Here is a 26,268-nt window from a genome sequence, read left to right on the forward strand (position 1 = left end):
TTTCTCACCTCCCTCGCCCCCTCCCGCCGCCATCGTTCCGGACCCGCTGACAGTGTCTCTGCCTGCGATTTCAGGAGAGCAATGCGATGACTGAGCGGACCCAGCGGCCCTGGGGATGGTTCGAGACCCTCGCCACCGGCCCCGGCTACCTCGTCAAGCGTCTGCGGATCACGGCGGGGCAACGCATCAGCCTGCAGCGCCACCGCCAGCGCAGCGAACACTGGGTGGTGGTGACGGGCGAAGGGGTGATGGAAGTCGACGGCGGCTCGATCACCGCCTGCCCCGGCGCCACCCTGTTCGTCCCCCGGGGGGGCCTGCACCGGGCGTCGGCCGGAGCCACCGACCTGGAGATCATCGAGGTGCAGCTGGGCGAGGAGCTGCGGGAGGAGGACATCGAGCGTTTCGACGACGATTACGGCAGGGTGGTAAAGTCTCATTTCAACCTTTGAGCAAGGGCAAGGCAGCCCGGGTGCAAGGCACCCATCTCCAACGGTCCGCTGCCGGCCTGCGTTGAAAAGGATTCACCAGGCTCCCGCATCCCGTGACCCAGATCATTGACGGCAGCACCCTCGTCGGTGCTGTCGATTCCCAGGCGGCCCTCGCGCAGCCCTGCGAGGCCCAGACGGTCTCGTCCCCCATCTCCCTGGGGAGCGCCACCGACATCGATTTCCCCGAAGCGCCGGAATCCGCCCTTCCCCTGGTCGTCATCCCTGCCGATGACGCCGCTACCGGAACGGCCGCCGCTGAAACTTCAGCTACCGAAGCGGCCCCCTCTGAAACGGCAGCAACCGAAACGGCAGCTCCTGTCAGCGCCTTCGCCGCCTTCGGCCTGCGCCGGGAGCTGCTGGATGGCCTGGCGGCCATCGGCTTCGAGGAGCCCTCGCCGATCCAGAAGGCCGCCATCCCCGAACTGATGCTCGGCCGCGACCTGGTGGGCCAGGCCCAGACCGGCACCGGCAAGACGGCCGCCTTCGGCCTGCCCCTGCTGGAGCGCCTCGATCCCGGCCAGCGCACCCCCCAGGTGCTCGTGCTCACCCCCACCCGCGAACTGGCGATGCAGGTGGCGGAGGCCTTCAACAGCTACGCGGCCTGCATGAAGGGCGTCAAGGTGCTGCCCGTCTACGGCGGCGCCGACTTCCGCGACCAGATCCAGCAACTGCGCCGGGGCGTCCAGATCGTCGTGGGCACCCCGGGGCGGGTGATGGACCACATGCGCCAGGGCACCCTCGACCTCTCCGGGCTGCGCAGCCTGGTGCTGGACGAGGCCGATGAAATGCTGCGCATGGGCTTCATCGACGACGTCAAGTGGGTGCTCGAGCAGCTTCCCGCCGAGCGTCAGGTGGTGCTGTTCTCCGCCACCATGCCCCCGGAGATCCGGAGGATCTCCCAGAACCATCTGAAGAACCCGGCGGAGGTCACCATCCGCCAGAAGGCCGCCGACGGTCGCCGCATCCGCCAGCGGCACCTGGTGGTCAACGGCCCCCAGAAGCTCGAGGCCCTCGAACGGGTGCTGGAAGCCGAGGGCAGCGAAGGGGTGATCATCTTCGCCCGCACCAAGGCCATCACCCTCACCGTGGCCGAGTCCCTCGAGCAGCACGGCTACGACGTGGCGGTGCTCAACGGCGACGTTCCCCAGACCCAGCGGGAGCGCACGATCGAGCGTCTGCGGGATGGCCGGGTCAATGTGCTCGTGGCCACGGACGTGGCCGCCCGGGGCCTCGACGTCGACCGTATCGGCCTGGTCATCAACTACGACATCCCCTTCGACGGGGAGGCCTACGTGCACCGCATCGGCCGCACCGGCCGCGCCGGGCGCAGCGGTGAGGCGATCCTGTTCCTCACGCCCCGGGAGCGGCGCTTCCTCGGGGGTCTGGAGCGGGCCGTGAACCAGCCCATCGAACCGATGGAGGTGCCGGGCAACGCCAGCATCAACCAGCACCGCCTCGACCGGCTGCGCCAGAAACTCACCACCGTCCTCCAGCAGCCCGCCTGCAATCCCGAGGAAAGGGCCCTGCTGGGCGAGATCCTGCAGCGGGTGGCCCAGGAACAGGCCTGCACCCCCGAGCAGCTGGCCCTGGCCGCCCTGGAACTCGGACTGGGGGGCAAACCCCTGCTGCTGCAGGGCGAGGAGCGCTGGGGCCAGGGCCGTGCCGGCGCCCCCACCCGGGACCGCGACCGTGACCGGGGTGAGCGGGATCGGGGCGGGGAACGCCGCCCCTTCAACGACCGTCACCAGGAACGCGGCGAGGACGGTCCCGAGGACAACATGGAACGGTTCCGCATCGAGGTGGGCTGGCGGGATCGGGTCAAGCCCGGCAACATTGTCGGCGCCATCGCCAACGAGTCCGGCCTAGCCGGACGATCGATCGGGAAGATCCGCATCTTCGACGCCCACAGCACCGTCGACCTGCCCAAGGGCATGCCCGACGACGTCTTCGCCGACCTGCGTCGCCTGCGGGTGATGAACAAGGAACTTCAGATCTCCCGGCTGGGCTCCTGACATCCCCTCAGCGGCGCTCCTCACGATAGTCCCCCATGCCTACCCAGCAGCGGCCCCCTTTGGCTTCCCTCCGCTCCCGGCGCCTGCCGGGCCTGGCCGGGCTGATCCTCGGCGTGGTAGCTCTGGCGGCCTTCGGGCCGCTGGAGCGCCGGGCTGAGGCGGCCTCCGGCCCCATCCTCGAGGTGGTGCGCTCCATCTGCCTCTCCGCCTTCGAGACGGAGCTGGCCCAGTCCGGGAAGAAGGCCCCGGACGGGATGGCCAGCTTCGCCTGCGACTGCGTGGCCGATCGCATCTCGAGCGGCAGCAGCATCGCTTCCGCCCGCAGCAGCTGCCGGGACGCCACCTCGAAGCGCTATCCGATCTGAAGCCCGATCAGGCGCCTGGGCAGGCCATCAGGCGCAGAGCCGGGTGACCTGCTCACAGCCCGTCACCTGGAGCTCGCTCACCGCGAGCTGCTCCACGGCGGCGATCAGGGTCATCTGCACCTCGTGACTTTCGCTCGCCACCAGGACCTGCAGCAGATCGAACAGATCCTGGGAACCGAGCTCTCCATCCTCACGCCAGGTGAGGCTCCAGGGCACAGGGGCGGCTTTCATGGGATCAACTGGATCAGGGTTTGCTGACAATGGAGCGTCGCCGGCGGGGGTGGGGAGATTTTTTTGTTTTCCTTCGCATCTGCTTCAAACTTCGCCATGGAGGCCCGGGTCACGGTTGTAGGCTTCCGGGAATTCCATGCCGCTCTGGCTCCCTTCGGCACGCATCGACGGCTCGGGCCCAACGGAACCGGACCCGACCCTGGGTCCGATTCCAGCTCCATGCCGACCGCCTGCTTTCCCTGGGATTCCCGACACCGGAGGAATCCGTTCCAGCTTTTTCATTGAATGACCATCTACGTCGGCAACCTCTCGTTCCAGGCCGAACGCGAGGACCTTCTCGATCTCTTCGGCCAGTACGGCGAGGTCCGTCAGTGCAGCCTGCCCCTCGACCGTGAGACCGGCCGCAAGCGCGGTTTCGCCTTCATCGAACTCGCCGACGATGCGTCCGAGCAGAAGGCCATCGACGACCTCCAGGACGTCGAATGGATGGGTCGCATGATCCGTGTCAACAAGGCCACCCCCCGTGAGGGTGGCGGCGGCGGTGGCGGCGGTCGCTCCGGCGGCGGCGGCTACGGCGGTGGCGGTGGTCGCCCCGGTGGCGGCGCTGGCCGCTCCGGTGGTGGCGGCGGCTACGGCGGTGGCGGTGGCGGTGGTTACGGCGGCGGTGGCGGCGGCGGCGGCAATCGCTGGTGAGTCCGGCGGCGGCCAGGGCCGTTGATGGCCCCACGGGGCCAGCCCCGACAGCGGCAGGGCTGAAACGCCTGCTGCGCAGCCTGCGGCCCCACCGCAGGCTCGTCGGCCTGGCGGCCGCCTGCTCGGTTCTCAACAAGCTCTTCGACCTCGCGCCCCCCGTCCTCATCGGTCTGGCGGTCGATGTGGTGGTCCAGCAGCGCACCTCCTGGCTGGCCGGCCTCGGCTTCACCACCGTGCCGGGCCAGCTGGGGGTGCTGGCGGTGCTCTCGTTCCTGATCTGGAGCGCCGAGTCCCTGTTCGAATACCTCTACGCCCTGCTCTGGCGGCGCCTCGCCCAGACGGTGCAGCATGAGCTGCGCATCGAGGCCTACGACCACCTCCAGCATCTGGAGATGGGCTTCTTCGAAGCCGGCAGCAGCGGGCGTCTGCTCACGGTCCTCAACGACGACATCAATCAGCTGGAGCGCTTCCTCGACCAGGGCGCCAATGACATCCTGCAGCTGATCACCACCGTTCTGGCGGTGGGCGGGGCCATGGTGGTCCTCTCCCCCACGGTGGCCGGCGTCTCCTTCCTGCCGATCCCGGTGATCCTCTGGGGCTCGCTCCGCTTCCAGCGGCGCCTGGCCCCCCGTTACCGGGAGGTGCGCGAGCGGGCCGGGGACCTGGCCAGCACCCTCAGCAACAACCTCGGCGGCATGCTCACCATCAAGAGCTACGCCGCAGAGGCGTGGGAGAAGCAGCGGCTGATCGCCCAGAGCCAGGCCTACAGGGCCAGCAACGGCCGCGCCATCCGGCTGTCGGCCGCCTTCATCCCCCTGATCCGGTTCGCGATCCTCTTCGCCTTCATCGCCATCCTCGTGATCGGCGGACTGCAGGCCTGGAGCGGCGCCATCGCCATCGGCACCTACTCGTTCCTGGTCTTCATCACCCAGCGGCTGCTGTGGCCGCTCACCACCCTGGGCCGCACCCTCGACGACTACCAGCGCGCCATGGCCTCCACCCACCGGGTGATGGACCTGCTGGACACCCCCGTCGCCATCCCCAGCGGCAACCTGCCGCTCCCCATCGCCGACGTCCGCGGCCAGATCCGCTTCGAGCGGGTCGACTTCGCCTACAGCGGCCGGGAGCGGCTTCTCGAAGCCTTCGATCTGGAGGTTCCCGCCGGCGCCACCGTGGGGATCGTGGGGGCCACGGGCTCCGGCAAGAGCACGATCGTCAAGCTGCTGCTGCGGCTCTACCCCATCCAGGGCGGGCGGATCCTGCTCGACGGCCTGGCGATCGAGCAGCTGTCCCTGCAGGACCTGCGCCGGGCCATCGGCCTGGTGAGTCAGGAGGTGTTCCTGTTCCACGGCACCGTGGCCGAGAACATCGCCTACGGCAGCTTCGCCGCCACCCGCGCGGCCATCGAACGGGCAGCCGGCCTGGCCGAGGCGGCGGGCTTCATTGAGGCCCTGCCCCAGGGGTACGACACCCTGGTAGGGGAACGGGGCCTGCGCCTGTCCGGGGGCCAGCGCCAGCGCATCGCCCTGGCCCGGGCGATCCTCAAGGATCCCCCGGTACTGGTGCTGGATGAGGCCACCGCCGCCGTCGACAATGAAACCGAGGCGGCGATCCAGCGGTCCCTCGATCGGATCACGGCCTCCCGCACCACCCTGGTGATCGCCCACCGCCTCAGCACGGTGCGCCACGCCGACCGCATCGTGGTGATGGAACAGGGGCGCATCGTCGAGAGCGGCGGGCACGACGAGCTGCTGGCCAGAAACGGCGCCTACGCGGCCCTCTGGCGGGTGCAGACGGGGCTGAGGCCGGAGGAGGCCCTGCGCTGAGCCCACTGGGCTTAGCGTGGATTCAATGAAGATTTCTCAACCCAGCACCGAGGCCAAGGCCAGGAAGGCAGCCAAGCCAAGGGCGTCCCGCCGGCGCACCCCCGTGCTTCTGGCCATGGTCTGCGGCCTGGGGGCGGGCCTGCTGCTGGCCGGACCCCTGGCCCAGCTGATCTCGGCCCGGGCCACCGCCGGGGGCAACCCGGCGCTGACCAATCCCTTCGCCGCCTGGAGCGGCGGCATGGACGGTCAGGACGTCCTGATTCTGGGCACCGACGTGGGCGGTGGCAACACCGACGTGATCGCCACCCTGCGCATCGATGGCAAGCGCACCAGCATCACCCAGATCCCCCGCGACACCTACATCGAGGCCGAGAGTTTCGGCCCGGTCAAGATCAACGCCCTCTACAGCCTGGGCGGCATCGAGGCGGTGAAGCGGGAGATCTCCCAGCGCCTCGGCCGCCCCATCCAGCACCACCTGGTCGTCAACCTCTCCTCGATCCGCCAGATGGCCGATGTGCTCGGGGGCATCGAGGTGGACGTTCCCAAGCGGATGCTCTACGTCGACCGCAGCCAGGGGCTGTCCATCGATCTGCAACCCGGGGTGCAGACCCTGCGCGGCAAGGATCTGGAGGGTTTCCTGCGCTTCCGCCACGACGAGACCGGCGACCTGGGGCGCATGGACCGCCAGCAGCTGGCCCTGAAGTCCCTGTTCCGCAAACTCACCCGGCCCGAGTACCTCGTGCGGCTGCCGGCCCTGATGATGGCCGCCCGCAAGGACCTCAAGACCGACCTCGGACCCATGGAGCTCGGGGGCCTGATCACGGCCATGGGCAGCACCCAGCTCGACACCGAGCGGCTGGACGGCCGCCCCTTCTACAAGGACGGCATCAGCTACTGGGACGCCGTCTGGCCGGCTCCGGAGAACGACCCCCTGGAGGCCGGCAACGAGGGCCAGGCCAACGCTACGAACGGCCGCCACCGTTTCCTTTTCTGACCTCTTCCGCCGGAGGCGGAGCTTCGTCGCTGCCCCCGTCGGGCGGGTGGCCGTCACGGTCGGAGAGGGTGATCAGGGCCAGGCCGAGGGCCATCAGCACCGGCACCGGGCTGGAGACGGCCACCGTGACCCCCAGGGCCGCCGTGAACCAGATCGAGGCGGCACTGCTCAGGCCCCGCACCTCCGGAACGCCGTGCTTCGAGCGCACCGGAGGCACCAGGATCTCGCCGGCCCCCAGAAAGCCGATGCCCGCCGCCACCCCCTGGATCACGCGGCTGCGGGCCTGGGCATCGGGCCCGGCCGCCAGGACCATCAGGCAGGCACTCATCCCCACCAGCACATGAACCCGCAGGCGGTTGGGGTGGGCGCGGCTGCCGTGGTGCGCCCGGTTGAGACCCACCGCCAATCCACAGAGCACCGCCATCCCCAGCCGCAGCAGGGCCTCCAGATCCGGGCTCAGCGAGAGGACCATGGCTGTCCGCGGCACGGTGGGGGGTGTTCAACCATGGCGCATCGGCCAACGGCCATGGACCATGGGCCTCCATAGGCTCCTGCCAGCCCAGCGCCACGAGGTCCGTGCGGTCCGCCCTGCTTCGCAACAGCCTGAGGCTCGGGGTGGCCGCCTTCCTCACCGCCGCCCTGTCGCTCTGGTTCGAGCGGATCGCCTACGTCTGGTACCCGATGCTGGCCGTGGTCACGGTCATGGAGGACGGGGACGACCTCAGCCTCCAGGCCGCCAGGGTGCGGGTTTTCGGCACCATCACCGGCGGGCTGGTCACCTTCCTGGTCCACACCGTGCTGTCCGGCTGGCCGGGGGTGCTGGTGTCGCTGCTGCTGATGCTGCCCCTGCTGCGCTGGCTGGGCTGGCAGTCGGCCGCCGGGACCGCGACGCTGGTCAGCCTGATGTTCCTGATGATCCCCAGCCATGTGGCCCTGAACTGGGATTACGTGTTCAACCGCACCCTGGACACGGCCGTGGGGTGCGTGATCGCCATCGTCGTGGGGCTGCTGTTCTGGCCCCGGCGGGGATGCGACCGGCTGATGCGTCTGGAGGCCGGGCTGCGCCAGGGCTATGCCGCCCAGCTGGAGCAGCAGCGGAGCTGGCTTGAGGGCCGTGGCGAGCGGCCCCAGCCCCTGCCCCCGGCCAGGCTCAGCAACGACCTGGTGGCGATGGAACAGCTGCTCGCCCAGGAGCGCCGCGGCCCCCACGGCCTGCGCCTGCAGCGGCAGCACTGGTCGCAGCGTCTGCAGCTGTGGGGCGCGGTCCAGCACCACTGGGTGCAGTGGGAGCGCCTGCTGGGGGGCCTCCCCGACCGGCTGGGCCAGGACGCGGAGCCCGGCGATCCCCTGCAGGCCGGCATGGCACGCATGACCGCCCTGCTTCGGGGGGAGACCCTTCCGGTCCTGGCCCCGGACCCTGGGCCCTGGCAGACCCTGGCCCGGCGCCGCTCCCTGCCGCTGCTGCCGCTGCTGGCCCTGGCCGAGGAGCAGCATCCGCTGCTGGCCAGCCTGCGCACCCTGAGCCTGGTGGCCCGATGCTGATCCGCCGCTCCGAGCTGCGTCTGGCCCTGACAGCCGGGCTGATGAACGGGCTGGGGTCCCTGGCCCCCTTGGCCTACGGCTTCTACGCGCCGATGGCCGTGCTGGTGGTCTGCACCGGCACCTATGGGGGCTCCATTGGCCTGGGACGCCAGCGGCTGCTGGGGTCGCTGGTGGGGGGGGTGGTGCTGGTGGTCTCCTTCACCGGCCTCAGTCACCTGCCCCTGCCCCTGGGGCTGAGCCTGTCCCTGGTGGCGATGCGGCTGCTGGGGGGGGCGCTGGGGCTGGAGGTGGGGTACAAGGTGGGCAGCAACATCATCGTGATGGGCTGGCTGGTCCACGACGGTGAACTGGGGATGTGGGTCCCGGTGCGGCTGTTCTGGACCGCGGCCGGCATCCTGGTGGCCCTGCTGTGCCTGCGGCTCTTCTGGCCCGACCTGGCGGTGGAGGGCAACCGGCAGCGGCTGCGGCGCTTCCTGGCCGAGCTCGGCGGGGCCCTGATCGCCCAGGCCGACCGCCTCGAGGCCCCGGCCGTCCCGGCGCCGCCGGGGGCCCTGGTGGCCGCCCGGCAGCTTGAGCTGGAGACTGCCCAGGGGCTGCGGCGCCAGCTGGTGGCGCTGCGCCAGGCCATGCCGGCGGTGGCCGATGAGCTCGGCAACAACCCCACCAGCCATGCCACGTTCCGTCTGTTCCAGCTCCTCAACGGGGCCGGCTCCCAGCTGGTCGGCGTGGTCGACGGGCTGCGGCTGCTCGAGCACACCCCTGCGGATCGGGGGCCCCTGGAGGGACTCCACGGCGCCCAGGCCGAACTGCTGCGCTCCGTGGCCGGGCGCCTGGAACAGTGGCGCCACTGCCTCGAGGTGCCCCACCGCCACCGGCCGAAGCCACCCGCCAAGGTCATGACACCTCCGGCCCGCTGGCGGGACCTGGAGCGCTCGCTCCACGATCCGGACCTGGACCGCTTCGATCTGCCCCTGCTGCAGCGCAATGCCAGCCGGCTGATGCTCTGCGGCCAGGCCCTGCGCAGCATCGAGCAGGCGGAGCACAGCTGGCGGGCCCTGGGGGAGGCCAGCGGCTGACGCCATGGCTGCAGCGCGCCCGTCCCCACCGCAGGCCCCCGGGTGCCGCCGGGCGCTGGCGCAGGCGCTGCTGCTGCTGGCCGCTGCCGGATCCGGCAACGCCCAGCCACTCGCCCCCGAGCCTGAGGCTGAGCCACCGCCACCGGAGCCGCCCCTGGTCCGGCTCGAGCCGGGCTGGGGCACCCTCCAGCAGACCCTGGGTCTGCCGGCCTGGGTCGATCTGGATCTGGAGATCCTGGCCGAACCGATGGCCAATCCCGTCGGCGGTCTGGTGAGGGAGGCGAACTGGATCCAGCAGACGACCCTGGCCCTCACCCTGCGAGCCCCCGCCGGCGGCGCGGCGTCAGGGGAATGGAAGCGATGGGCGATGCATCTGGCCATCGCCGCCTACAACGGCGACCCCACCTATGCCGAGAGGCTGGGGGCGGCGCTGCCCCTGCAGGAGGTGGCCAACCCGGTGGGGTTCTGGCCCACCCGCGCCAGCCTGGAGCGCCGCTCCGACGACGGTCGCTGGAGCCTGGAGGCGGGGCTGGTGGGCATGGCCCCGGACCTGTTCAGCACCCCGATCGAGGGCTTCTACGTCCACGACGCCCTCAACGGGGCGCCGGTGGTGTTCACGATTCCGAACTTCCCCGTCTTTCCCGTGGCGGCACCGGGCGCCCTGCTGGTGCTGCGGCCGACCCCGGCCACCACCCTGCGGATGGCCAGCTTCAACCTGGCCGCCACCGACGAGGTCGCCAGGCTCCTGGGAACCGCCAGCGGCCTTCCCCCCGGCCGGGGCTGGACCCACCAGCTGCAGTGGAGCTACGCGGCCCCATGGCTCAACCGCCGGCTGGGGGCCCCGATCGCCGCCTGCCGCGAGGGCAATGGCATCAGGGTCCAGGGCCGAACCTGCCCCCAGCCGGTCCAGGTGGAGCGCCAGCTTCCCGGAGGACTGCTGCAGCTGGCGGCCTATGCCGGGACCGGGCCGAACCGGGGCCTTTACGGCAGCGCCACCGTGCCCGTGGCCCTGCCCTGGGGCCTCGACCACCGGCTCTGGGCCGCCACCGCCGCGGGCTTCGACACCGCCGCCAATCCCACGCCCAGCTACATCGGCGGCGGTCTGGTGAGCCAGGGGGTGCTGCCCGGCCGTCCCCTCGACCTGCTGATCCTTGGCGTCGCCCGCACCGGCTTCAGTCCGATCACCCAGCCCGGCCTGAGCCACGAAGGCGTGGTGGAGCTGGGGTATCAGATCCGTTTCAACCAGTCCTTCAACCTGCAGCCCAGCCTCCAGTGGATCCTCAATCCCGGTGGTGCCGGCCGCGTGCCGGGCCTGTTCGCGGCGGGCCTGCAGCTGGGTTTCAGCTTCTAGGAGCCGGGGAGGCCGATGTCGAGCAAACTGGGCGCCGGATGGGGGGAGCGGGAGGCCATGGGGGGCAGCGGAACGGGGCGGCCCCTGGCCAGGGGGATCCTCGCGGGGATGGTGCCCGGGATGGTGCTCGGTCTCGGCCTTGGAACGGGGCCCGTCGCGGGCCAACCCCTGCCGGCGGCCAGCGCCGGCGACGTGCGACGTCTCGAGCGCCGCTGGAACGAGCTCGATCGCCAGATCCGTGCCCTTGAGGAGCTGCTGCCCGCCGAGGCGGCACCCCACCACGGTGACGGGTCCGCCAGGCCGGCGCTGCCGGGGGCGCTGCTGGGGCCGGCGGAAGCCAGCGCGGTTCCCGGGCCACCGCAGGACAGCGTTCCCCTGCCGCCCCTGGCGCTGCCGGAGGCCGGCGATCTCCGTCCGGGCCAGCTTCAGGCCCTGAGCCTGGAGCAGTCGCTGGCGATCGGCTTCGCCAACAGTCCGGGCCTGCAGGCCCGCCGCGAAGCGGTGGCGGCAGCCCTGGCCGAGCTGCAGAGCCAGATGGGCACCTACTGGCCCCGGATCTCCGCCTACGCCGCCGGCGGCACCGACCAGGCGAGCACCAGCTTCTTCTCCCCCACCGGCACCGGGAGCCTGTTCGCCCCCAGCAACCCCTTCTTCATCCCCCCCGGCGGCAGGGGCTCCCTCAACAACAACGCCAACGGGGTGAGCGGCGGCCTTGAGCTGCGCTACGAACTCCTGGATCTGGCCCGCACACCGAAGGCGCGGGCCGCCCTGGCGCGACTGCGCGGCAGCCGTCTGGACTACGCCGATGCCCTGCGGCGGCTGCAACTGGCCCTGAGCGAGAGCTATTACCAGCTGCAGCGGGCCGACCAGCTGGTGCGCATCCGCGAGGCCGTCGTGCGCAACGACCTGCTGATCCTGCAGGACAGCCTGGATCTCAAGCAGGCCGGGCTGGTGCCCAGGCTCGACGTGCTGCGGCGGCAGGCGATCGAAGCGGACGGCCAGGAGCAGCTGATCGCGGCCCTGGCGGAACGGGCGGTCGCCCGCCGGCGGCTGGCGGCCCTGCTCAACCTGCCGCCCCAGCTGACCCCCACCGCCAGCGACCCGATCCGCCTGCAGCCGCGCTGGCCCCTCGACCTGGAGGCCAGCCTGCTGGCCTCCTTCCGGGACAACCCGGAACTGGAAGCCCTGCTGGCCACCCGCGAGGCGCTGCTGCGCCAGAAGGATGCGGTCGCTGCCGAGCTGCTGCCGAAGCTGTCGCTGTTCGCCAGCGCCGGGGCCGGGGCCAGCAACGCCAACAACTGGAACGTGCGCATCGCCGACGGAGGCTGCTGCGGCACCACGGTGGCCACCTCCCTCAACACCTACGGCACCGACTGGTCGGTGGGCCTGGCGGTGAGCTGGCTGCTGTTCGACGCCGGCACCACCCGGGGCCAGGCCCGGGCCCTGGCCCGACGGGGTGCGGCGGTGGCCGAGCAGTACGCCGCCCAGCGCAACGACATCCGGCTGCGGATCGAGCAGGCCTTCCTGGGCCACGAGGCCAGCCTGGCTCGGCTGGTGGCCGCCAGGCGAGGCGTGGCGGCGAGCCTGGAGGCCTTCCGGGACGCCCGCCTGCGCTACCAGGCGGGGCTGAGCAGCGAGCTGGATCTCTCCAACACCCAGGAACGGCTGATCGCCAGTCTGGTCCAGCGGTTGGAGGCCACCGTGAACGTGAACATCACCTACGCCCAGCTGCTGCGCGAACTGCTGCCCATGCCGACGGACCCCGATGCGGCGGTTCCGGCGCGCCTCGAATGGACCCCATGACGATTCCAGCGGAAGCGATCGATGCCGCCGATGCCCGTCGTGACGGCAGTCTGCGCCTGGGCCAGGTGGTTGCCCTGCTGCTGGTGTCGCTGCCGCTGCTGCTGCTGCTGCAGCCCTACCAGTGGCTCTCGGCCCTCGGCTTCCGCCTCCAGCAGGCCTGGCCCCTGGGCGGGGATGGGGGCATCCCCGGCGGCAGCCTGCTGCTGGTGTTCGCCGGCACGGTGCTGCTGACCCTGCTGGCGAACGGCCCCCTGAAGGGCGGCCGGGGGGGCGGGCTCACCGGGGTGCTGGCCCTGCAGCTGGAGCAGGTGCAGCAGGGCCCCGCCCGCAGCGCAGCCCTCGCCTCCCTGGATCTCAGGCGCCAGCTGGCCCGGCTGCCGCTTCTGCTGCTCACCCACGGCGCCGGCCTGACGGTGGGGCTGGAGTCCCCCTCCGCCTCCCTGGGGGCGAGCCTGCTGCTGGCGCTGCGGGAGAAGGTGGGCCCCCTGAAGCGTCTGCCACTGCCGGTGCTGCTGGCGACCGGCGCCGGGGCCGGCCTGGGCATCGCCTTCAACTCCGTCCTGCTGGGAGTCACCTATGCCGTCGAGGAGCTCTGCCGGCGGCGCTCGGCGGCGCTGATCAACGGCACCCTGCTGACCACGGGGCTGGGGGTCGTGGTCGGAGCTGCGACGGGCCTGTGGCAGAGCACGGCCGAAGCGGCCCCGGCCCACCACGCCGGCATCAGTCTGCTGGTGGGCGGTGGCCCCCACCTGATCGCACCGGCCCTGCTGCTCACCTTCGGGGCGGGATGGCTGGGGGGAGTCTTCAGCGCCGCCACCGCCTGGATGGCCAAGCGCTGGGGCCAGTGGCTCTCAACGCCTGCAGAGGCGCGGGGGGCGGCCGTCTCCCGGCCGCTGATGGGCGCTCTGGTGGCCGCCCTGGTGATCAGCCTGGCGGCGGTCGCCAGCGAAGGGTGGAGCCTCAACGACGGACAGCTGCTGATCCTGCGCATGGCCTACGGGGAGGATCGCCCGGGGCTGGAGATCCTCCCCTGGAGGCTGCTCGCCTCGGTACTGAGCATCGCCATCGGCGCCCCTGGCGGTGTGATGCACGACGCGATGTCACTGGGGGCGCTGCTGGCCGGGCCCCTGATCGGGGACCTGCCGCCCCTGGAACGTCAGCTGCTGGTATGGACCGCAGCGACAGCCCTGTTCAGCGGCGCCTGCCGCACGCCTCTGTTCTGCGCGCTGTTCGTGGCCCAGATCGCCGGTACGGTCGCCCTGGTGCCGCTCTTGTTGCTGGTGGCCGCCCTGGCGGCGCCGATCGGTCGCTGGGTCAGCGAGGACACCTGGAACGAAGTACAGCTGGAACGCTGGCTGGAGGCCCACGCAGCCAGCGGCGCAAGGAAACTGAAAGACGACTGAAAGCTTGCCGTCCATCCTTTCCTTCAATGACAGCAGCGCTGAAGTCGGCGCTAAGGAACAACGGCCGGAAGGGACAGGAAAATCACGCTAATCTGTCCGATGAATACTCACGGTTAACAATCGGCAATCCCAGCCCCTAACGGATTGATTCCCGCAACGGATGGAATCCCCTACTCAGGATGGCGGTGTCCACCACGGCTCCCTGAAATCGGGAGTTCACCCATCACTTGCTCGTACCGATGCTTGTCCTGTCGACCCGTCATGACCCAGAGAGGGACCGTTTGAAACCACCCGAGACCCCAGACGACGAACGCCTTCGTCTCGCCAAGCTCCGGTCGCTCCGCCTGCTGGACTCGGCGCAGGACGACCCCCATTTCGACCGTCTCACCCGGATGGCCAGGCGCATCTTCAAGGTGCCGATCTCAATGGTCAGCCTCCTGGATGAAAGCCGGCAATGGTTCAAATCCTGTGTGGGTTTCGAAGTTTCAGAAACCCCCAGAACCGTTTCCTTCTGCGGCCATGCGATCCTCGGCTCCGACGCGTTCATCGTCCCCGATGCCCTTGGAGATGAACGCTTCCACGACAATCCTCTGGTCCTGGGCGAGCCCCATGTCCGCTTCTATGCCGGCTGTCCTCTGACGGTGGACAATCGCAAGATCGGAACGCTCTGCATCGTCGATCAGGTGCCCCGAACCCTTGATGAGGATCAGATCGAGATCCTGAAGGATCTGGCGAAAGTGGTGGAACAGGAGATCGCCTCCACGCTTCTTGCCATCAGGGATCAGCTCACCGGCCTTGAGAACCGCCGCGGCTTCCTTGCCCTCGCCCAGCAGAGTCTGCAACTCTGCACACGCCAGGCAACGCCTGTTTCGCTTCTCTATCTCGACCTGGACGATTTCCAGAGCTTCAATCAGCTCCATGGGCGTCAAGCGGGCGATGACGTGCTGATCAACCTGGCAGATCGGATCAAGGATGTCTGCCGAGACTCCGATGTGGTGGCCAGAATGGGGGGTGATGAGTTTGTGGTCCTGCTGATCAACGCGACCCGGGAACAGGCAGAGATCGTTGTCGATCGCATCAAGAAGGCCCTCAGCCAGGCCCACGGACTGACGAACAATGGGTATCCCATCGCGTTCTCTTTCGGTATCACGGCCTATCAGCCGGAGCGGCATGAAACGATTGTCGAGCTGCTGGCCGATGGAGAGGCCTTGATGGAGGAGATCAAGAAGCTGCGAAACCACTACCTGGACGATCGCGAACCAAGCGACCCCGTAGTTTCAGAGGCCGACCGCGCCTTGGCCGGTTTCAACAGCAAACTTCAGGAACGTACCGGCTGATCCTCCCGTCCGGGGCAGTAACCGATTGGATGGCTGCCGCTTGATCGGCGATCATGCACCAACATGTCAACATTTCTGGCCAGCCGTCTCCAGGATTTTCCTGATCGTCTGATCCAGCTGTTGGAGTTTCACTGGCTTGGCCAGATACTCGCTGGCACCGGCAGCCAGGCACTTTTCCCGATCACCTTTCATGGCCAGGGCCGTCAGCACGACGATGGGCAATGCCACGAGCTCTGGCCTGTCACTGGAGCGAATCATGCGCAGGACAGTGAAGCCGTCCACGATCGGCATCGACATATCGAGAATCAACAGACTCGGAACACGCTCCCGCAGGAAATCAATCGCTTCCTGGCCATTGACCACCTCATGCAGCTGGTATCCCTTAGCGGTGAGATAGCGGGAATAGATCATGCGGTTGACCCTGCTGTCCTCGGCCAGCAAGATTGAAGGCCGATCCATTGGAGCGCGGGAATCGGGTTCGTCCGTGTCAGTCTGCCCCGATTCGGGAACAGAACCATCCGTGGCTGTCGCAGGGACGAGCGTGACGGGAAGATGAACATCGAAGCGTGTACCCGTCCCCAGGCTCGATTGCACACCGATGTCACCACCATGCGCCAGGAGGATTCGCTTCACGATCGAGAGGCCAAGGCCTGAGCCTGTGAACTGGCGATTCAGACCACTCTCGATCTGCACGAATGGCTGGAAGATCTTGTTCTGATCCTCGGGATCGATGCCGATTCCCGAATCGATCACGCAGAGCTCAAGCGTGGCCTGGCCCGATGAAGCCTGTGGGGAACGGACCAGCCTGGCCTCAAGGCGAACGGTTCCTGCCTCGGGAGTGAACTTGACGGCATTGCTCAGGAGATTGATGAGAACCTGTCGGAGCAGCCGCTCATCCAGCAGGACGACAGGCAGATCAGGTTCAATCTCTGATGAAAGCAGGATCGACTTGGCCTCCGCCATTCTCTGAATGGTGGAGATACAGGAGTGGCAGAGCAGCGTGATCGAGGCAGGATGGAGGTGGACCTCAAGCTTGCCGGCTTCGATTTTGGTGATGTCAAGAATATCGTTGATCAACTCCAGCAGATGGTTACCACTGCGTTCGATCTCTTCCAATGCCTTGCGTTGGATCGTGGAAACCTCACCATAGATATGGTCCTGCAGCGATTCGGCCATGCCGAGGATCCCATTCAGCGGGGTTCGCAGCTCATGGCTCATGTTGGCCAGGAACTCATCCTTCAGGCGCGTGGAGCGGGCCAGCTGATCATTGGTGGAGGCCAGCTCCTCATTCACCGTGATCAGGCGTTCTTCAGCAAGCTTCTTCTCCTGCAATTCGTCTTCCAGCTTGGTGAACAGATCAGCCTGCTGGATGGCGATACTCAGTTGGCTCGCGACATGATTCACGACCTGGACATCTTCTTCGGTCCAGTGACGAGGCCGCTTGGAGTGATGCATACAGAGCAGCCCCCATAGACGGGAACCGCAGATCAAGGGAACCACCAGATTGGATTGAATCTTCAATCCAAGAAGCAGCTCTCGGTAGCAGGGCTCCAGGTCAGCTGTCGCCACGTCGTCAATGACCTGGTTTCCGCCCTTGAGATAGCGCGCCACCAAGGCATCGTCAAAACACGTATCCTCAATGGAAACAGATAACAACGATTCCGTCTCTGGATGAACAGCCTCGGCAATGAAGGCACCCCGATGACACTGGAACTCCTGATCAAAGCGGTAAATGGCTACCCGGTCAACCGCGAGATAGGGAAGCATTTCATTAACCGCCACCTGAAAGATGCGCTTGAGCTCAAGAAACGTCAGAATCCTCTCGGTGATCTCACGCAGGATCAGTTCTCGTTGCACCTGCCGTTGCAAGTGCACGGCATTCTGCTCCATTTTCTCCGCCATCTGATCAAACGCCACGGATATCCCTGCCAGTTCATCGGAGCCACCCAAACCGCTTCTCACCGCCAGGTCCCCTTCCCCAAGGGCATGGCTGGCATCGATCAGCTTCCTGATCCGGCTGGTCAGCGCGTACTGAAAAAAGAGCCATACGCAGATTCCGAGAACAACCAGGAGACCATTGAAGGCCAGCGTTCGGCTGAATGCTTCACGGAAGGCGCTGCTTTTCGCCTCTTTCAGGCTGTAATCAACGTAGAAGATTCCGACGCGAGACGGCTTCAGTTCATTCGCCAGGGGTTTGAGCAGAATGGGATAAACGGCCGACAGATGAAGGCGGTCCCTGGACAGGCGGACCTCTCCCCGAAGCGTACGTCGGGTCTCGGAAAAGATGGGCGCCAATGGCGCGGCGTTGGTCGCCCCCAGGGGTTGGCCCACCAGGCCGTAGTCATTGGCACGGAGCACGACGTTCTTGTCATTGAACAGGATCACGCTCCGATAGCCTGGGTTCGTTCCCAGCTGGCTGATCAATGCAACAACTTGATCACCTTCATCGACTGTTCGATAAAGATAGTCAACCATCCGAACCGCCTGGGAGACCGAAGACTTCAGATAAATGGTGGCGCTTTGCTCGGTTCGACGATTCACATCTTGAACTTCCAGGGCAAACTTGATGGCACCCAAGGAAAAGCCACTGGCGACGATCAGCGCCGGGATCGTGAAGCGAAGTGGTGGAGGGAAACGCGTCATGACGTCAGCGAACACCTAACGTCCAGCCCGTACACGTTCGACAAACTGTGGATCCAGGAGACTGGCTGGGTCGATCTTTTTCGTGATTAGCCCGTTTTCATGCATGACCTGGATCAGATTTGTCATAGAGACCACCAGGGCTGGATCCCGCTGACTCAGCAACGCCACATTCTCTTCAAGGGATGGCTGCTGGATGAGACGGAAAGCCTCCAGCATCTCCTCCGGCTTCACCTGGGTGCGCTTGGCCATGCGCCGGGCGGCATCGGCGGGATTCCGTTGAAAATAATCCAAGGCCTTGAATCTTGCCGCCACGAGGGCCTGCAGATTCTCGGAGTTGTCGGTGATCGCCCGGGTGCTGGCAGCAAGCGTATCCACAATTTCGCCCGGGATCAGGCTGCTGTCGAACAATTGGATGGCTCCCGCCTTCAGCAGATTGGTCCGAGCCGGGCCGAAGGTCACCACCGCATCAACCCTGCCAGCCTTGTAGGCGGCTTCGTGATCACTCAACTCCAACGACACCACCTTGACATCCTGGGGGGTCATGCCATTGAGCTCCAGGGCTCTGGCGAGAAAGAAAGCTCCCAGGGCGGTGGACTCCACGCCGATGCGCTTTCCCTTCAGGTCTCGCATCTCTGTCAGGCCAGGCCTGGCGAGGATCACATCACCACCGTTGGAATAGTCCATAACGGCAATGATCCTGATGTCCCCCTGGGTGGCAGCCAAGGTGATCACCTGATCAATCGACAGGCCGGCTCCGTCGATCTCATCGTTGCGGTAGGCCCGGACTTCCTCGGTCCCGGATGGAAAATCGATCAGTCTGATGGGCTTGCCTTTGAGTTCTCCCAGATCTCTCGCCAGAAAGAGGGTTTCGTATCCCGTCCAAAGGTTGGCGCCGATTCTCAGGGGCGCTGCTGACGGACCGAAGCAACTCGTCAGCGTGGCCATCATGGCCAGGGCGACCATGCCGATCAGGAACCACGCCGGCCGACTCCGCGGTCTCAGCATTCTCGGCGTTCTCAGCGTTTTCTGTTCCAACACGGAGCTGGTATGCATGGCTTCCATTGTCGGCCTCACAGGAAACAATGCTTCAGGAATTGAGGAGAAAGTTTATCCGCGACTAAATTTTACGAGCAGGAGATCATCACTGGTCGGGCGAAATACCCAGGCGAAAGATCATTCCGGCCGCGAAGCATACCAGCGCTCGATCCTGTAACCCAGGATCACCAGGAGCACCACCAGCCAGAACCACAGTTCCGGTGGGTTGGCATTGCACAGCACCACCAGCAGCACCACCTCGCTGACCAGCCAGGGAAGCTCCTGACGGAGCAGGGGATTGCGGATCTGCCACCAGCGACGATCACTCATGGCGGAGACCCACTCTGACGCAGGGACGGACGGTCCCAGAGCCGATCGATTCGCAGGCTGCGGTAGCCGCCCGTGAGGGAACGCAGGCCCGGAATCACGTAGGTGATCGGGGTGCGCCACTCCACGTAGGCATGGGCGGCGATCGTCAGGCCCTCCCGCACAGGGAACACCCCACTGCCGCCGGAGAGGGTCCAGCGGTAGCCGTCCCGGCTGCCGGGGTCCCGCTCCAGGGCGATCTCCGTGCGCATCACCGGTCCGTGCTTGAGCAGGTCCCGGGCCAGCTGGGGGTTGCCGATGGTGGTGGAGATGTCCTCCTCCGTGGCCGGCAGGGCCAGCACCTGGACCACCTTGCCGACGATCCCGCCGAACCGGCCCCGCTGGTCCCAGAGGGGCACCACCTCCACCGGCAGGCCGGCCGGCAGTCGGCGGGCATCGGCCGGGGCGAAGTAGGCCACGGCCTGCAGCCGCGGCCCCCCGGCAGCGCCGCCCCCGGCCCGGCCCAGGGTGCCAAGGCGCTGGCCGGTGGCGACCGTCTGGCCCTGGATCACCTGCAGATCCAGCACGGTGCCGTCCCGGTCGGCGAGCACCTGGCCGTCGAAAGCCAGACGGGCCTCGGTGACCCGGATCTGACGGCGCATGTCGTCGATCTGGTAGCGGCGCCGCAACGCCTGGGTCTGGATATCCAGCCGCACCTGCTCGTAGCGGGTCAGCAGGTCCTTCTCCTGGATCCTGACCGCATCAAGACTGACGCTGGTGCTGGTCAGCCCCTGCTCAGCCGCCACCACCTCGGAGGCCAGGGGCGCCACCACCTCCCGCTTGCTCAGCCAGCGCAGGTTGCGCACCTTCTCCGCGTAGGTGGCCGCCAGCTCCTGATAGCGGCGCCGATCCTGGGCCAGCTTGGCCAGGGCGGTGTCGACGCTGAGTCGCTCGCTGGAGAGCCGCAGGGCATCGCGCCTGTCGAGGTCGCGGTTGTCGCGCTCCAGCTGGGCGAGGTTGCCGCGCTGCTGCTGCAGCTGGCGGTCGAGCACCGGCAGATACAGCTCCATCAGCACCTGCCCCTTGCGCACCTCCTGCCCCACAGCCACCCGCAGGCGCCGCACCTGCCCGCCGGCGCGGGCATCGAGCAGGCCGGCGGTGTCGGGGTAGATCAGCACCCCCTGCCCCATCACCTCGGTGGGCACGGGCCAGAACAGCACCCAGAGCCCGAGGGCCCCGCCCATCGCCACCAGACAGGCACCCACCTGGCCCCGGTCGCTGAGGCCACTCCAACGGCGGCGCAGGGCCGCCACCGGCCGGCGAGACTGGGCTGCTCCGGGCGGAAGGGCTGCACCGGTCGGGGGAGCGGAGGTGGCCATCGCCGCCAGCATGCTGGATGGAAGGCCGCCTGTCAGCCCGGCAGGACGCCGAATCCGGCCAGAACCGCCGGATCGGCCGCCCCGGCGATCACATCGGCCAGCAGGGGCGCGAGCACCGGCACCTGGGCGAAGGCACCGCCGAAGCCACTGAATACCCACAGACCCGCCGCGCCGCCCAGGGGCCCCACCAGGGGAAGCCCGCCGCTGCAGAAGGCCACCGGCACCTGGCGGTAGGGGCCCTGCAGGGCGGCCAGAACCGGATCGAGCCCGGCCAGGGCCTGGCGCAGCCGGCGTTCCATGACGGCCGCATCGGGCGGCTCGCCGCTGTCCAGGCCCGGCCGCACCAGGCTGATCTGCCCCAGCAGCAGTCCCTCCCCCTGGGGGGCGAAACCGGCATCAACGATCCAGCGTTCCTCCCCCAGCTCCGGGGCGCGGGCCTCCAGGGACGGTCGCTGCCAGTGCCGCGGCTGAACGATGCGGCGCCGGGCCGCGTGCCCCAGCCAGGGACTGGAGGACGCTGAGGAAAGGCTCGGGCGCACCGGCAGGGTCAGCACCCCGGCCCAGCTGGCGCGATGGCGCTCCGGCAGGCCGGGGGCCAGGGCGCGGCTGCCGGCTCCGGCCGCCAGCACCACCTGATCCGCCAGGTGGGTGCCGCCCGGCTCCAGCTCCAGGTGCCAGCCACCGGACAGGGGCCGAGGCGGCGCCACCACCCTGCCGGGCCGCCGCTCAACCCCGGCCGCCGCCAGCACCCCGGGCAGGGCCGCCATCAGCACGGCGGTGTCCACCTGGGCGAAGGGGGGGCGCAGCAGGGGGGTGGTCCAGTCGCCGCCATGGAGGCGCAGGCCGCAGCCCCGCCAGCCAAGCCGCCCATGGCGCGCCTGCAGCCGTCGCCAGCGGGCGGGGGCCTGGCGCAGCAGCCGTCCCAGGGGGCCAGGAGCCCCGGCCCACCAGGCCACCCCGCCATAGCTGAGGGCCGTGGCCGTGGCCTCCGACGCATCGATCAGGGTCACCGCCAGGCCCCGCTCCGCCAGCTCCAGGGCCAGCAGGCTGCCGGCCAGCCCGCCCCCGATGACGGTCAGCCGGCCGGGGGCGGCCACGCTCAGATCTGCAGGGTGAAGGAGCCGATCACTACGGCGAACAGGTCCTTCACCTTGTTCCAGCGGGCTTCGTTGGTGCTGGCGGCGAAGGTGTAGAGCCGGCCGCGGTCGACCACCACCGTGGCGAGCTCGTGGCGGTCCCGGTCGGCCAGATGGACCGTGTACTCGAGGTCGTAGTAGGTGCGGCCGCCCTGCTCGCGCTCGTGGGCCTCCACCAGTTCAGCGTCGCGGCCGCTGCCCTCCGGGGAGATGACGCTGCGCCGCAGGGTCTCGCCCACCTCGACGGCACTGCCGAGCTGGCTGAGGTCCCGGTCGGGGGTGACCTCCGACACCACCAGGCTGAGGGTCTCGTCGCTGTTGATCAGGTCGTGGAAGACCACCTGGGGACCATTGGAGACCTGCACCCGGGTCCAGCCGGTGGGGTACAGGAAGGCGTAGCGGCCATCCGGGCTCTGGAAGGAGTTCAGGCCCGCGGCGGCGGCGCTGCAGCCCACCAGCATCAGAGTCATCAACAGGCCCGCCAGCAGGGAGCCGGCGCGGGCTCGCCAGGGGCCGGCGGCGGCGGGGGCAACGGGCTGGTGGGTGGCGGGGAAACCCATGGCACGGGGCGGGGCGGGGGAGCTGGCGGGAGCCGGGGCCATCCTCACCCGGCGCCGTCGCCCGCCGCGAGCGTGCCGCCTAGATTCGTTCCTACCTGCAGCCGGTCCGCTGAGCGGTTTCACCCGACCCCTGGCCCGGCTGATCGACCAGTTCGAACGACTGCCCGGCATCGGGCCCCGCACGGCCCAGCGACTGGCCCTGCACCTGCTGCGCCAGCCGGAGGAGCAGATCCGCAGCTTCGCCGATGCCCTGCTGGCGGCCCGCAGCCAGGTGGGCCAGTGCCGGCGCTGTTTCCATCTCTCGGCCGAGGAGTTCTGCGAGATCTGCCGCAATGAGGAGCGCCGCAACGGCCAGATCTGTGTGGTCGCCGACTCCCGCGACCTGCTGGCGATGGAACGCAGCCGTGAATTCCACGGCCAGTACCACGTGCTGGGCGGGCTGATCTCACCGATGGATGGCATCGGTCCGGAGCTGCTGCAGATCCAGCCTTTGGTGGAGCGTGTCGACCGGGAGGATGCGATCGAGGTGATCCTGGCCCTCACCCCCAGCGTGGAGGGGGACACCACCAGCCTCTACCTGGCCCGGCTGCTCAAACCGTTCACCAGCGTCACCCGCATCGCCTACGGCCTGCCGGTGGGGGGGGAGCTGGAGTATGCCGACGAAGTCACCCTGGCCCGGGCGTTCGAGGGACGCCGGCGCATGGAATGAACCCCACCGCGACACCATGACCGCCACCAGCCGCTACAGCGCCATCCCTCCCTCCGAGCGGCTGCCGGACTGGATCCGCCGTCCCCTTGGAGAGGCCTCGGCCACCGAACGGGTGCAGGGGGTGGTCAAAGCCCAGCGGCTGCACACCATCTGCGAGGAGGGCCGCTGTCCCAACCGGGGCGAGTGCTACGCCGCCGGCACGGCCACCTTCCTGCTGGGGGGGCCGATCTGCACCCGCAGCTGCGCCTTCTGCCAGGTGGACAAGGGCATGGCCCCGGTGCCCCTGGACGGGGCCGAGGCGGAGCGGGTGGCGGAGGCGGTGCAGGAGCTCGGCCTCCGCTACGTGGTGCTCACCGCCGTGGCCCGCGACGACCTCCCCGACCACGGGGCAAGCCTCTTCACCACCACCATCGCGGCGATCCGCCGCCGGGATCCCCAGGTGCTGATCGAGGTGCTGACGCCCGATTTCTGGGGCGGACACCCGGATCCCGAAGCGGGTCGCCGGGCCCAGCGCCAGCGGCTGGCGGCAGTGCTGGCGGCCGCGCCGGTGTGCTTCAACCACAACCTCGAGACAGTGGAGCGCCTGCAGGGGGAGGTGCGTCGCGGCGCCACCTACCGCCGCTCCCTGGATCTGCTGGCCATGGCCCGGGAACTGGCGCCGGGGATTCCCACCAAATCCGGCCTGATGCTGGGCCTCGGGGAGACCGCCGCCGAGGTGGTCACCACCCTGGAGCACCTGCGGGCCGCCGGTTGCCAGCGGCTCACCCTGGGCCAGTACCTGCGCCCCTCCCTCGCCCACATCCCCGTGGCCCGCTACTGGCGGCCGGAGGAGTTCGAGGAGCTGGGCGCCATCGCCCGCGGCATGGGCTTCGCCCAGGTGCGCAGCGGCCCCCTGGTGCGCAGCAGCTACCACGCCGAAGCCTCCGGCCCCGGAGAGTGACTCCGAAGGGCCCGGCGCCTGAAGCCCCCGGGACGCGCTCAGAGCCGCAGCAGGAAGGCGTCCCGGCGGTGGAAATCGGGCTCGGCCCCCGGATGGACCAGGGCCCAGTAGCTCAGCTGGCCGTGGCGGTCCTCGATCACGGCGGCGATCGCCACCTGCAGGGGGGCATCGGGGGCAATCGGGTCCGGCAGCGGCAGATCCAGCTCCATGGACAGAACTCCGCCCCCCTGGCTGACCCGGTGCAGGGGCCGGTCGTAGCCAGGCTCCGGCCGCAGCCCCAGCCGGTAGTCCTCCAGCCGGTACAGGTTCCAGTGGCCCGCCGGGGACAGGTTCAGTTCCCAGTAGGGCCGCTCCCCCTCGAGGCCCCAGAAGCACTCGAAGCAGGTCGTGGTCCAGAGCCCGTCCCTCCGTGTGGGCGAGGCGACCGGTGGCGGCAGCTGCACCGTCTCGATCGCGCCGCTCAGCCGGTAGCGGAGCCGCAGCAGGCCCCCCTCCCGGCAGACCTCACCCTCCAGCCGCAGTCCCGGCGAGGGACCGTCAGCACCGAAGGGGCGCAGGTCGAAGCCATGGCGGAGCGTCCCGGACATCAGAGGCGGCTGGCGCAGCCGGCCCGGAGCTCGTCGATCACCGCGAGGATCTGCCGCTCCTGGGCCTCGATGCTGGCCGTCAGCCGGAATTGCACCAGGGCCCGCTGCAGGTTGTGGTCGGGCCGCTCCGTCCGGAAGTAGACGTTTCCAGCCAGGTGATCGGTGAAGAAACGCAGGCCAAGCTCGAAGCTGATCAGGCGGATCGCGGCGTAGAGGTGGTCGTAGTCGGCCTCGGTGAGAAAGCCTGAGGCGGCGGACAGGTAGCCGCCCAGCACCGCGCGGCAGAGGTCCACATCGAAACGGACGGCCTCCAGATCCGCCGTCTCCTCGCCGAGGGGGTTGCAGCAGGAGCGCAGGCAGTCGCCGATGTCGTAGTGGATCAGCCCGGGCTTCACCGTGTCGAGGTCCACCAGGGCCACGGCCCGGCCGGAGCCGGCTTCCAGCATCACGTTGCTGACCTTGGGGTCCCCGTGGATGGGGCGAAGCCGCAGACGGCCGCTCACCCTGGCCGCCTCCAGCACCGGCGCGAAGTCCCGGCGCTCCTCCACGAAGGCCCGGCAATGGCTGACGTCGCCCCCGGCCGCGGCCGGCGCGCCGGCCAGCACCGCGTCGTACTGCTCCAGATACCTGGGGGTGACATGGAAGCCCTCCAGGGTGTCGGCCAGCCGCTCCGGAGACAGATCACTGATCAGGTGGTGGAACAGACCCAGGCCGACGCCCACCTCCCGGGCCTGGTCGGCACTGGTCACCAGATCGAAGCTCCTGGAAGATTCGACGAAGGTGATCAGGCGCCAGAAGCCGTCCCCCCGCTCCACCCAGGGCCGCTGGTCGGCGCGGCAACGCACCACCCGGGGGACCTCCCAGCGCCGCTCCCCCAGGGGGAAGCCCTCCCCTGCCAGGCGCCGGTCGACATGCTCCCCGAGGGCGAGGATGTTGGCCATCACCAGATCGGGCCGGGGAAACACCCTGCGGTTCAGGCGCTGCAGGACGAACCGCCGCTCGGGCGGGCCGTCGCAGACGACGACGAAGCTCTCGTTGACGTTGCCGCTGCCCAGAGGATCGAGGCTGCTAACCCGGCCGGGAAGCTCGAACGCCTCGGCGATGGAGACCAGGGCGCCGTCGGATTCCCCCAGGGTCATGGGCCGCTCAGCGGTGGCGCAGGTGGGGTTGATGGTATGCCGCCCCGGCAGCCCTGCAGAAGGGCGAGCACCTGACGGTCGCTGAGTTGCTCGAAGTGCTCGTACCAGAGCCCAACGGCCTGCAGGTCGCTGACGACGGCCAGGGCCTCCATGCGTTCCACCAGGCGGCCCAGTTCGCCGGCGACGTCCCGATCCACCACCGGCACCGCCAGGGCCAGGGAGGCTGGGCGCACACGGCGCAGGGACAGCAGCGCCGCCTTCACCGTCATGCCGGTGGCGATGCCGTCGTCCACCACGATCAGGTGCCGGCCGCGCAGCTGATCGGCGGGTGGGTCCCCGAACCGGCGCTGCCGCCGTTGCAGTTCCAGCTCCTGATCCCGCAACCAGCCGTGCTCCGTTGCCGTGGTGGCCCGCTGCCGGCCCCCCGCCCCGTTGCGCCAGACCACCACTCCGCCGGCGGCGACGGCCCCGATCGCCAGTTCGGGCCAGCTGGGATCGGCGACCTTGCGCACCGACCAGGTCACCAGGGGCAGCTCCAGCCGCGACGCCATCGCGGCCGCCACCGGCACACCGCCCCGGGGCACGGCCACCAGGGTGGTGTCGCCGCTGTGGCCCCGGCGATCGGCGAAGGCCTCGGCCAGGGCGAGGCCCGCCTGGTGGCGGCTGGTCCAGAGGGGAGCGCGGAGCACCATGGCGACGGGAACGGCGGGACG

The 26,268-nt window shown here is 68.8% G+C and carries 25 protein-coding genes; 14 read left to right on the top strand and 11 right to left on the bottom strand.

The window, feature by feature from the left end; all coding sequences use genetic code 11:
* The first annotated feature begins 86 nt into the window (after nucleotides 1-86).
* The 3 genes from H6G99_RS03135 to H6G99_RS03145 all read left to right on the top strand — a co-directional run bounded on the left by H6G99_RS03135 (nucleotide 87) and on the right by H6G99_RS03145 (nucleotide 2,865).
* Nucleotides 87-449: a phosphomannose isomerase type II C-terminal cupin domain gene (locus tag H6G99_RS03135; protein ID WP_094584137.1), complete on the top strand. Its 363-nt coding sequence runs from the start codon at nucleotides 87-89 to the stop codon at nucleotides 447-449.
* A 92-nt stretch (nucleotides 450-541) separates the two neighbouring features.
* Nucleotides 542-2,500 carry a DEAD/DEAH box helicase gene (locus H6G99_RS03140; protein ID WP_190609752.1) on the top strand — a complete coding sequence of 653 codons (1,959 nt, stop codon included), beginning with the start codon at nucleotides 542-544 and terminating at the stop codon, nucleotides 2,498-2,500.
* Nucleotides 2,501-2,559: 59 nt separating this feature from the next.
* On the top strand, nucleotides 2,560-2,865 hold the full coding sequence (locus tag H6G99_RS03145) for a hypothetical protein (RefSeq protein WP_094584135.1): 306 nt from the start codon (nucleotides 2,560-2,562) through the stop codon (nucleotides 2,863-2,865).
* Nucleotides 2,866-2,892: 27 nt separating this feature from the next.
* Here the strand turns inward: H6G99_RS03145 and H6G99_RS03150 are convergent, their stop codons facing one another.
* Nucleotides 2,893-3,096: a DUF8633 family putative protein gene (locus H6G99_RS03150; RefSeq protein ID WP_094584134.1), complete on the bottom strand. Its 204-nt coding sequence runs from the start codon at nucleotides 3,094-3,096 to the stop codon at nucleotides 2,893-2,895.
* Nucleotides 3,097-3,381: 285 nt separating this feature from the next.
* Between H6G99_RS03150 and rbp the strand changes: the two genes are divergently transcribed.
* The 3 genes from rbp to H6G99_RS03165 are packed head-to-tail and all read left to right on the top strand — an operon-like array spanning nucleotide 3,382 to nucleotide 6,609.
* A complete protein-coding gene (rbp, locus tag H6G99_RS03155) occupies nucleotides 3,382-3,789 on the top strand; it encodes an RNA-binding regulator (RefSeq protein ID WP_190609754.1) in 408 nt (135 codons plus the stop codon).
* The gene (locus H6G99_RS03160; RefSeq protein WP_353617152.1) at nucleotides 3,786-5,615 is read left to right on the top strand and encodes an ABC transporter ATP-binding protein; all 1,830 of its coding nucleotides are present in this window, start codon (nucleotides 3,786-3,788) and stop codon (nucleotides 5,613-5,615) included. The genes rbp and H6G99_RS03160 overlap by 4 nt, the downstream gene beginning before the upstream one ends.
* 25 nt (nucleotides 5,616-5,640) lie before the next feature.
* Nucleotides 5,641-6,609: an LCP family protein gene (locus H6G99_RS03165; protein ID WP_502707661.1), complete on the top strand. Its 969-nt coding sequence runs from the start codon at nucleotides 5,641-5,643 to the stop codon at nucleotides 6,607-6,609.
* Here H6G99_RS03165 and H6G99_RS03170 read toward each other — a convergent pair.
* On the bottom strand, nucleotides 6,578-7,081 hold the full coding sequence (locus H6G99_RS03170) for an MgtC/SapB family protein (protein WP_094584130.1): 504 nt from the start codon (nucleotides 7,079-7,081) through the stop codon (nucleotides 6,578-6,580). The two genes, H6G99_RS03165 and H6G99_RS03170, sit on opposite strands and share 32 nt — an antisense overlap.
* A gap of 104 nt (nucleotides 7,082-7,185) precedes the next feature.
* Here H6G99_RS03170 and H6G99_RS03175 point away from each other — a divergent pair, with 104 nt between their 5' ends.
* From H6G99_RS03175 to H6G99_RS03200, 6 genes are all read left to right on the top strand, one after another.
* The gene (locus H6G99_RS03175; protein ID WP_190609755.1) at nucleotides 7,186-8,151 is read left to right on the top strand and encodes an FUSC family protein; all 966 of its coding nucleotides are present in this window, start codon (nucleotides 7,186-7,188) and stop codon (nucleotides 8,149-8,151) included.
* Nucleotides 8,145-9,227 (top strand): FUSC family protein, encoded by a 1,083-nt coding sequence (locus H6G99_RS03180; protein WP_190609757.1) that lies wholly within the window; start codon nucleotides 8,145-8,147, stop codon nucleotides 9,225-9,227. Before H6G99_RS03175 ends, H6G99_RS03180 begins: the two co-directional genes overlap by 7 nt.
* Nucleotides 9,228-9,231: 4 nt before the next feature.
* On the top strand, nucleotides 9,232-10,578 hold the full coding sequence (locus H6G99_RS03185; RefSeq protein ID WP_190609758.1) for a carbohydrate porin: 1,347 nt from the start codon (nucleotides 9,232-9,234) through the stop codon (nucleotides 10,576-10,578).
* Nucleotides 10,579-10,593: 15 nt separating this feature from the next.
* On the top strand, nucleotides 10,594-12,381 hold the full coding sequence (locus H6G99_RS03190) for a TolC family protein (protein ID WP_190609760.1): 1,788 nt from the start codon (nucleotides 10,594-10,596) through the stop codon (nucleotides 12,379-12,381).
* Nucleotides 12,378-13,784 (top strand): chloride channel protein, encoded by a 1,407-nt coding sequence (locus H6G99_RS03195; protein WP_190609761.1) that lies wholly within the window; start codon nucleotides 12,378-12,380, stop codon nucleotides 13,782-13,784. Before H6G99_RS03190 ends, H6G99_RS03195 begins: the two co-directional genes overlap by 4 nt.
* A 239-nt stretch (nucleotides 13,785-14,023) precedes the next feature.
* Nucleotides 14,024-15,121 carry a GGDEF domain-containing protein gene (locus tag H6G99_RS03200; protein WP_286190933.1) on the top strand — a complete coding sequence of 366 codons (1,098 nt, stop codon included), beginning with the start codon at nucleotides 14,024-14,026 and terminating at the stop codon, nucleotides 15,119-15,121.
* 66 nt (nucleotides 15,122-15,187) lie between these two features.
* On the opposite strand, the gene H6G99_RS03205 is transcribed toward H6G99_RS03200, so the two are convergent.
* From H6G99_RS03205 to psbP, 6 genes are all read right to left on the bottom strand, one after another.
* Complete coding sequence (locus tag H6G99_RS03205; protein ID WP_190609763.1) at nucleotides 15,188-17,764, bottom strand: ATP-binding protein; 2,577 nt, start codon at nucleotides 17,762-17,764, stop codon at nucleotides 15,188-15,190.
* 15 nt (nucleotides 17,765-17,779) lie between these two features.
* A complete protein-coding gene (locus H6G99_RS03210) occupies nucleotides 17,780-18,727 on the bottom strand; it encodes an ABC transporter substrate-binding protein (protein ID WP_286190934.1) in 948 nt (315 codons plus the stop codon).
* 210 nt (nucleotides 18,728-18,937) lie between these two features.
* On the bottom strand, nucleotides 18,938-19,129 hold the full coding sequence (locus H6G99_RS03215; protein WP_094584122.1) for a hypothetical protein: 192 nt from the start codon (nucleotides 19,127-19,129) through the stop codon (nucleotides 18,938-18,940).
* Nucleotides 19,126-20,484: an NHLP bacteriocin system secretion protein gene (locus H6G99_RS03220; protein WP_502707662.1), complete on the bottom strand. Its 1,359-nt coding sequence runs from the start codon at nucleotides 20,482-20,484 to the stop codon at nucleotides 19,126-19,128. The genes H6G99_RS03215 and H6G99_RS03220 overlap by 4 nt, the downstream gene beginning before the upstream one ends.
* 32 nt (nucleotides 20,485-20,516) lie before the next feature.
* Nucleotides 20,517-21,581 (bottom strand): NAD(P)/FAD-dependent oxidoreductase, encoded by a 1,065-nt coding sequence (locus H6G99_RS03225; protein WP_190609764.1) that lies wholly within the window; start codon nucleotides 21,579-21,581, stop codon nucleotides 20,517-20,519.
* Nucleotides 21,582-21,583: 2 nt separating this feature from the next.
* Entirely contained in the window at nucleotides 21,584-22,090 is a 507-nt protein-coding gene (gene psbP, locus H6G99_RS03230; protein ID WP_190609889.1) for a photosystem II reaction center PsbP, read from the bottom strand.
* Nucleotides 22,091-22,319: 229 nt separating this feature from the next.
* Here psbP and recR point away from each other — a divergent pair, with 229 nt between their 5' ends.
* Nucleotides 22,320-22,889, top strand: coding sequence for a recombination mediator RecR (gene recR / locus H6G99_RS03235; RefSeq protein ID WP_233133770.1), 570 nt, complete (start codon nucleotides 22,320-22,322; stop codon nucleotides 22,887-22,889).
* Between the two features lie 16 nt (nucleotides 22,890-22,905).
* Nucleotides 22,906-23,829, top strand: coding sequence for a lipoyl synthase (gene lipA / locus H6G99_RS03240; protein ID WP_190609766.1), 924 nt, complete (start codon nucleotides 22,906-22,908; stop codon nucleotides 23,827-23,829).
* Between the two features lie 38 nt (nucleotides 23,830-23,867).
* On the opposite strand, the gene H6G99_RS03245 is transcribed toward lipA, so the two are convergent.
* The 3 genes from H6G99_RS03245 to H6G99_RS03255 are packed head-to-tail and all read right to left on the bottom strand — an operon-like array spanning nucleotide 23,868 to nucleotide 26,247.
* Nucleotides 23,868-24,416 carry a DOMON-like domain-containing protein gene (locus H6G99_RS03245; protein ID WP_190609768.1) on the bottom strand — a complete coding sequence of 183 codons (549 nt, stop codon included), beginning with the start codon at nucleotides 24,414-24,416 and terminating at the stop codon, nucleotides 23,868-23,870.
* Nucleotides 24,416-25,555 carry a phosphotransferase enzyme family protein gene (locus H6G99_RS03250; protein ID WP_190609770.1) on the bottom strand — a complete coding sequence of 380 codons (1,140 nt, stop codon included), beginning with the start codon at nucleotides 25,553-25,555 and terminating at the stop codon, nucleotides 24,416-24,418. Before H6G99_RS03250 ends, H6G99_RS03245 begins: the two co-directional genes overlap by 1 nt.
* Nucleotides 25,552-26,247, bottom strand: coding sequence for a phosphoribosyltransferase (locus H6G99_RS03255; RefSeq protein ID WP_190609772.1), 696 nt, complete (start codon nucleotides 26,245-26,247; stop codon nucleotides 25,552-25,554). Before H6G99_RS03255 ends, H6G99_RS03250 begins: the two co-directional genes overlap by 4 nt.
* Nucleotides 26,248-26,268 lie beyond the last annotated feature (21 nt).

The organism is Synechococcus sp. FACHB-909 (assembly GCF_014698945.1).
In the GTDB taxonomy this organism is placed as follows: Bacteria; Cyanobacteriota; Cyanobacteriia; order PCC-6307; family Cyanobiaceae; genus Cyanobium.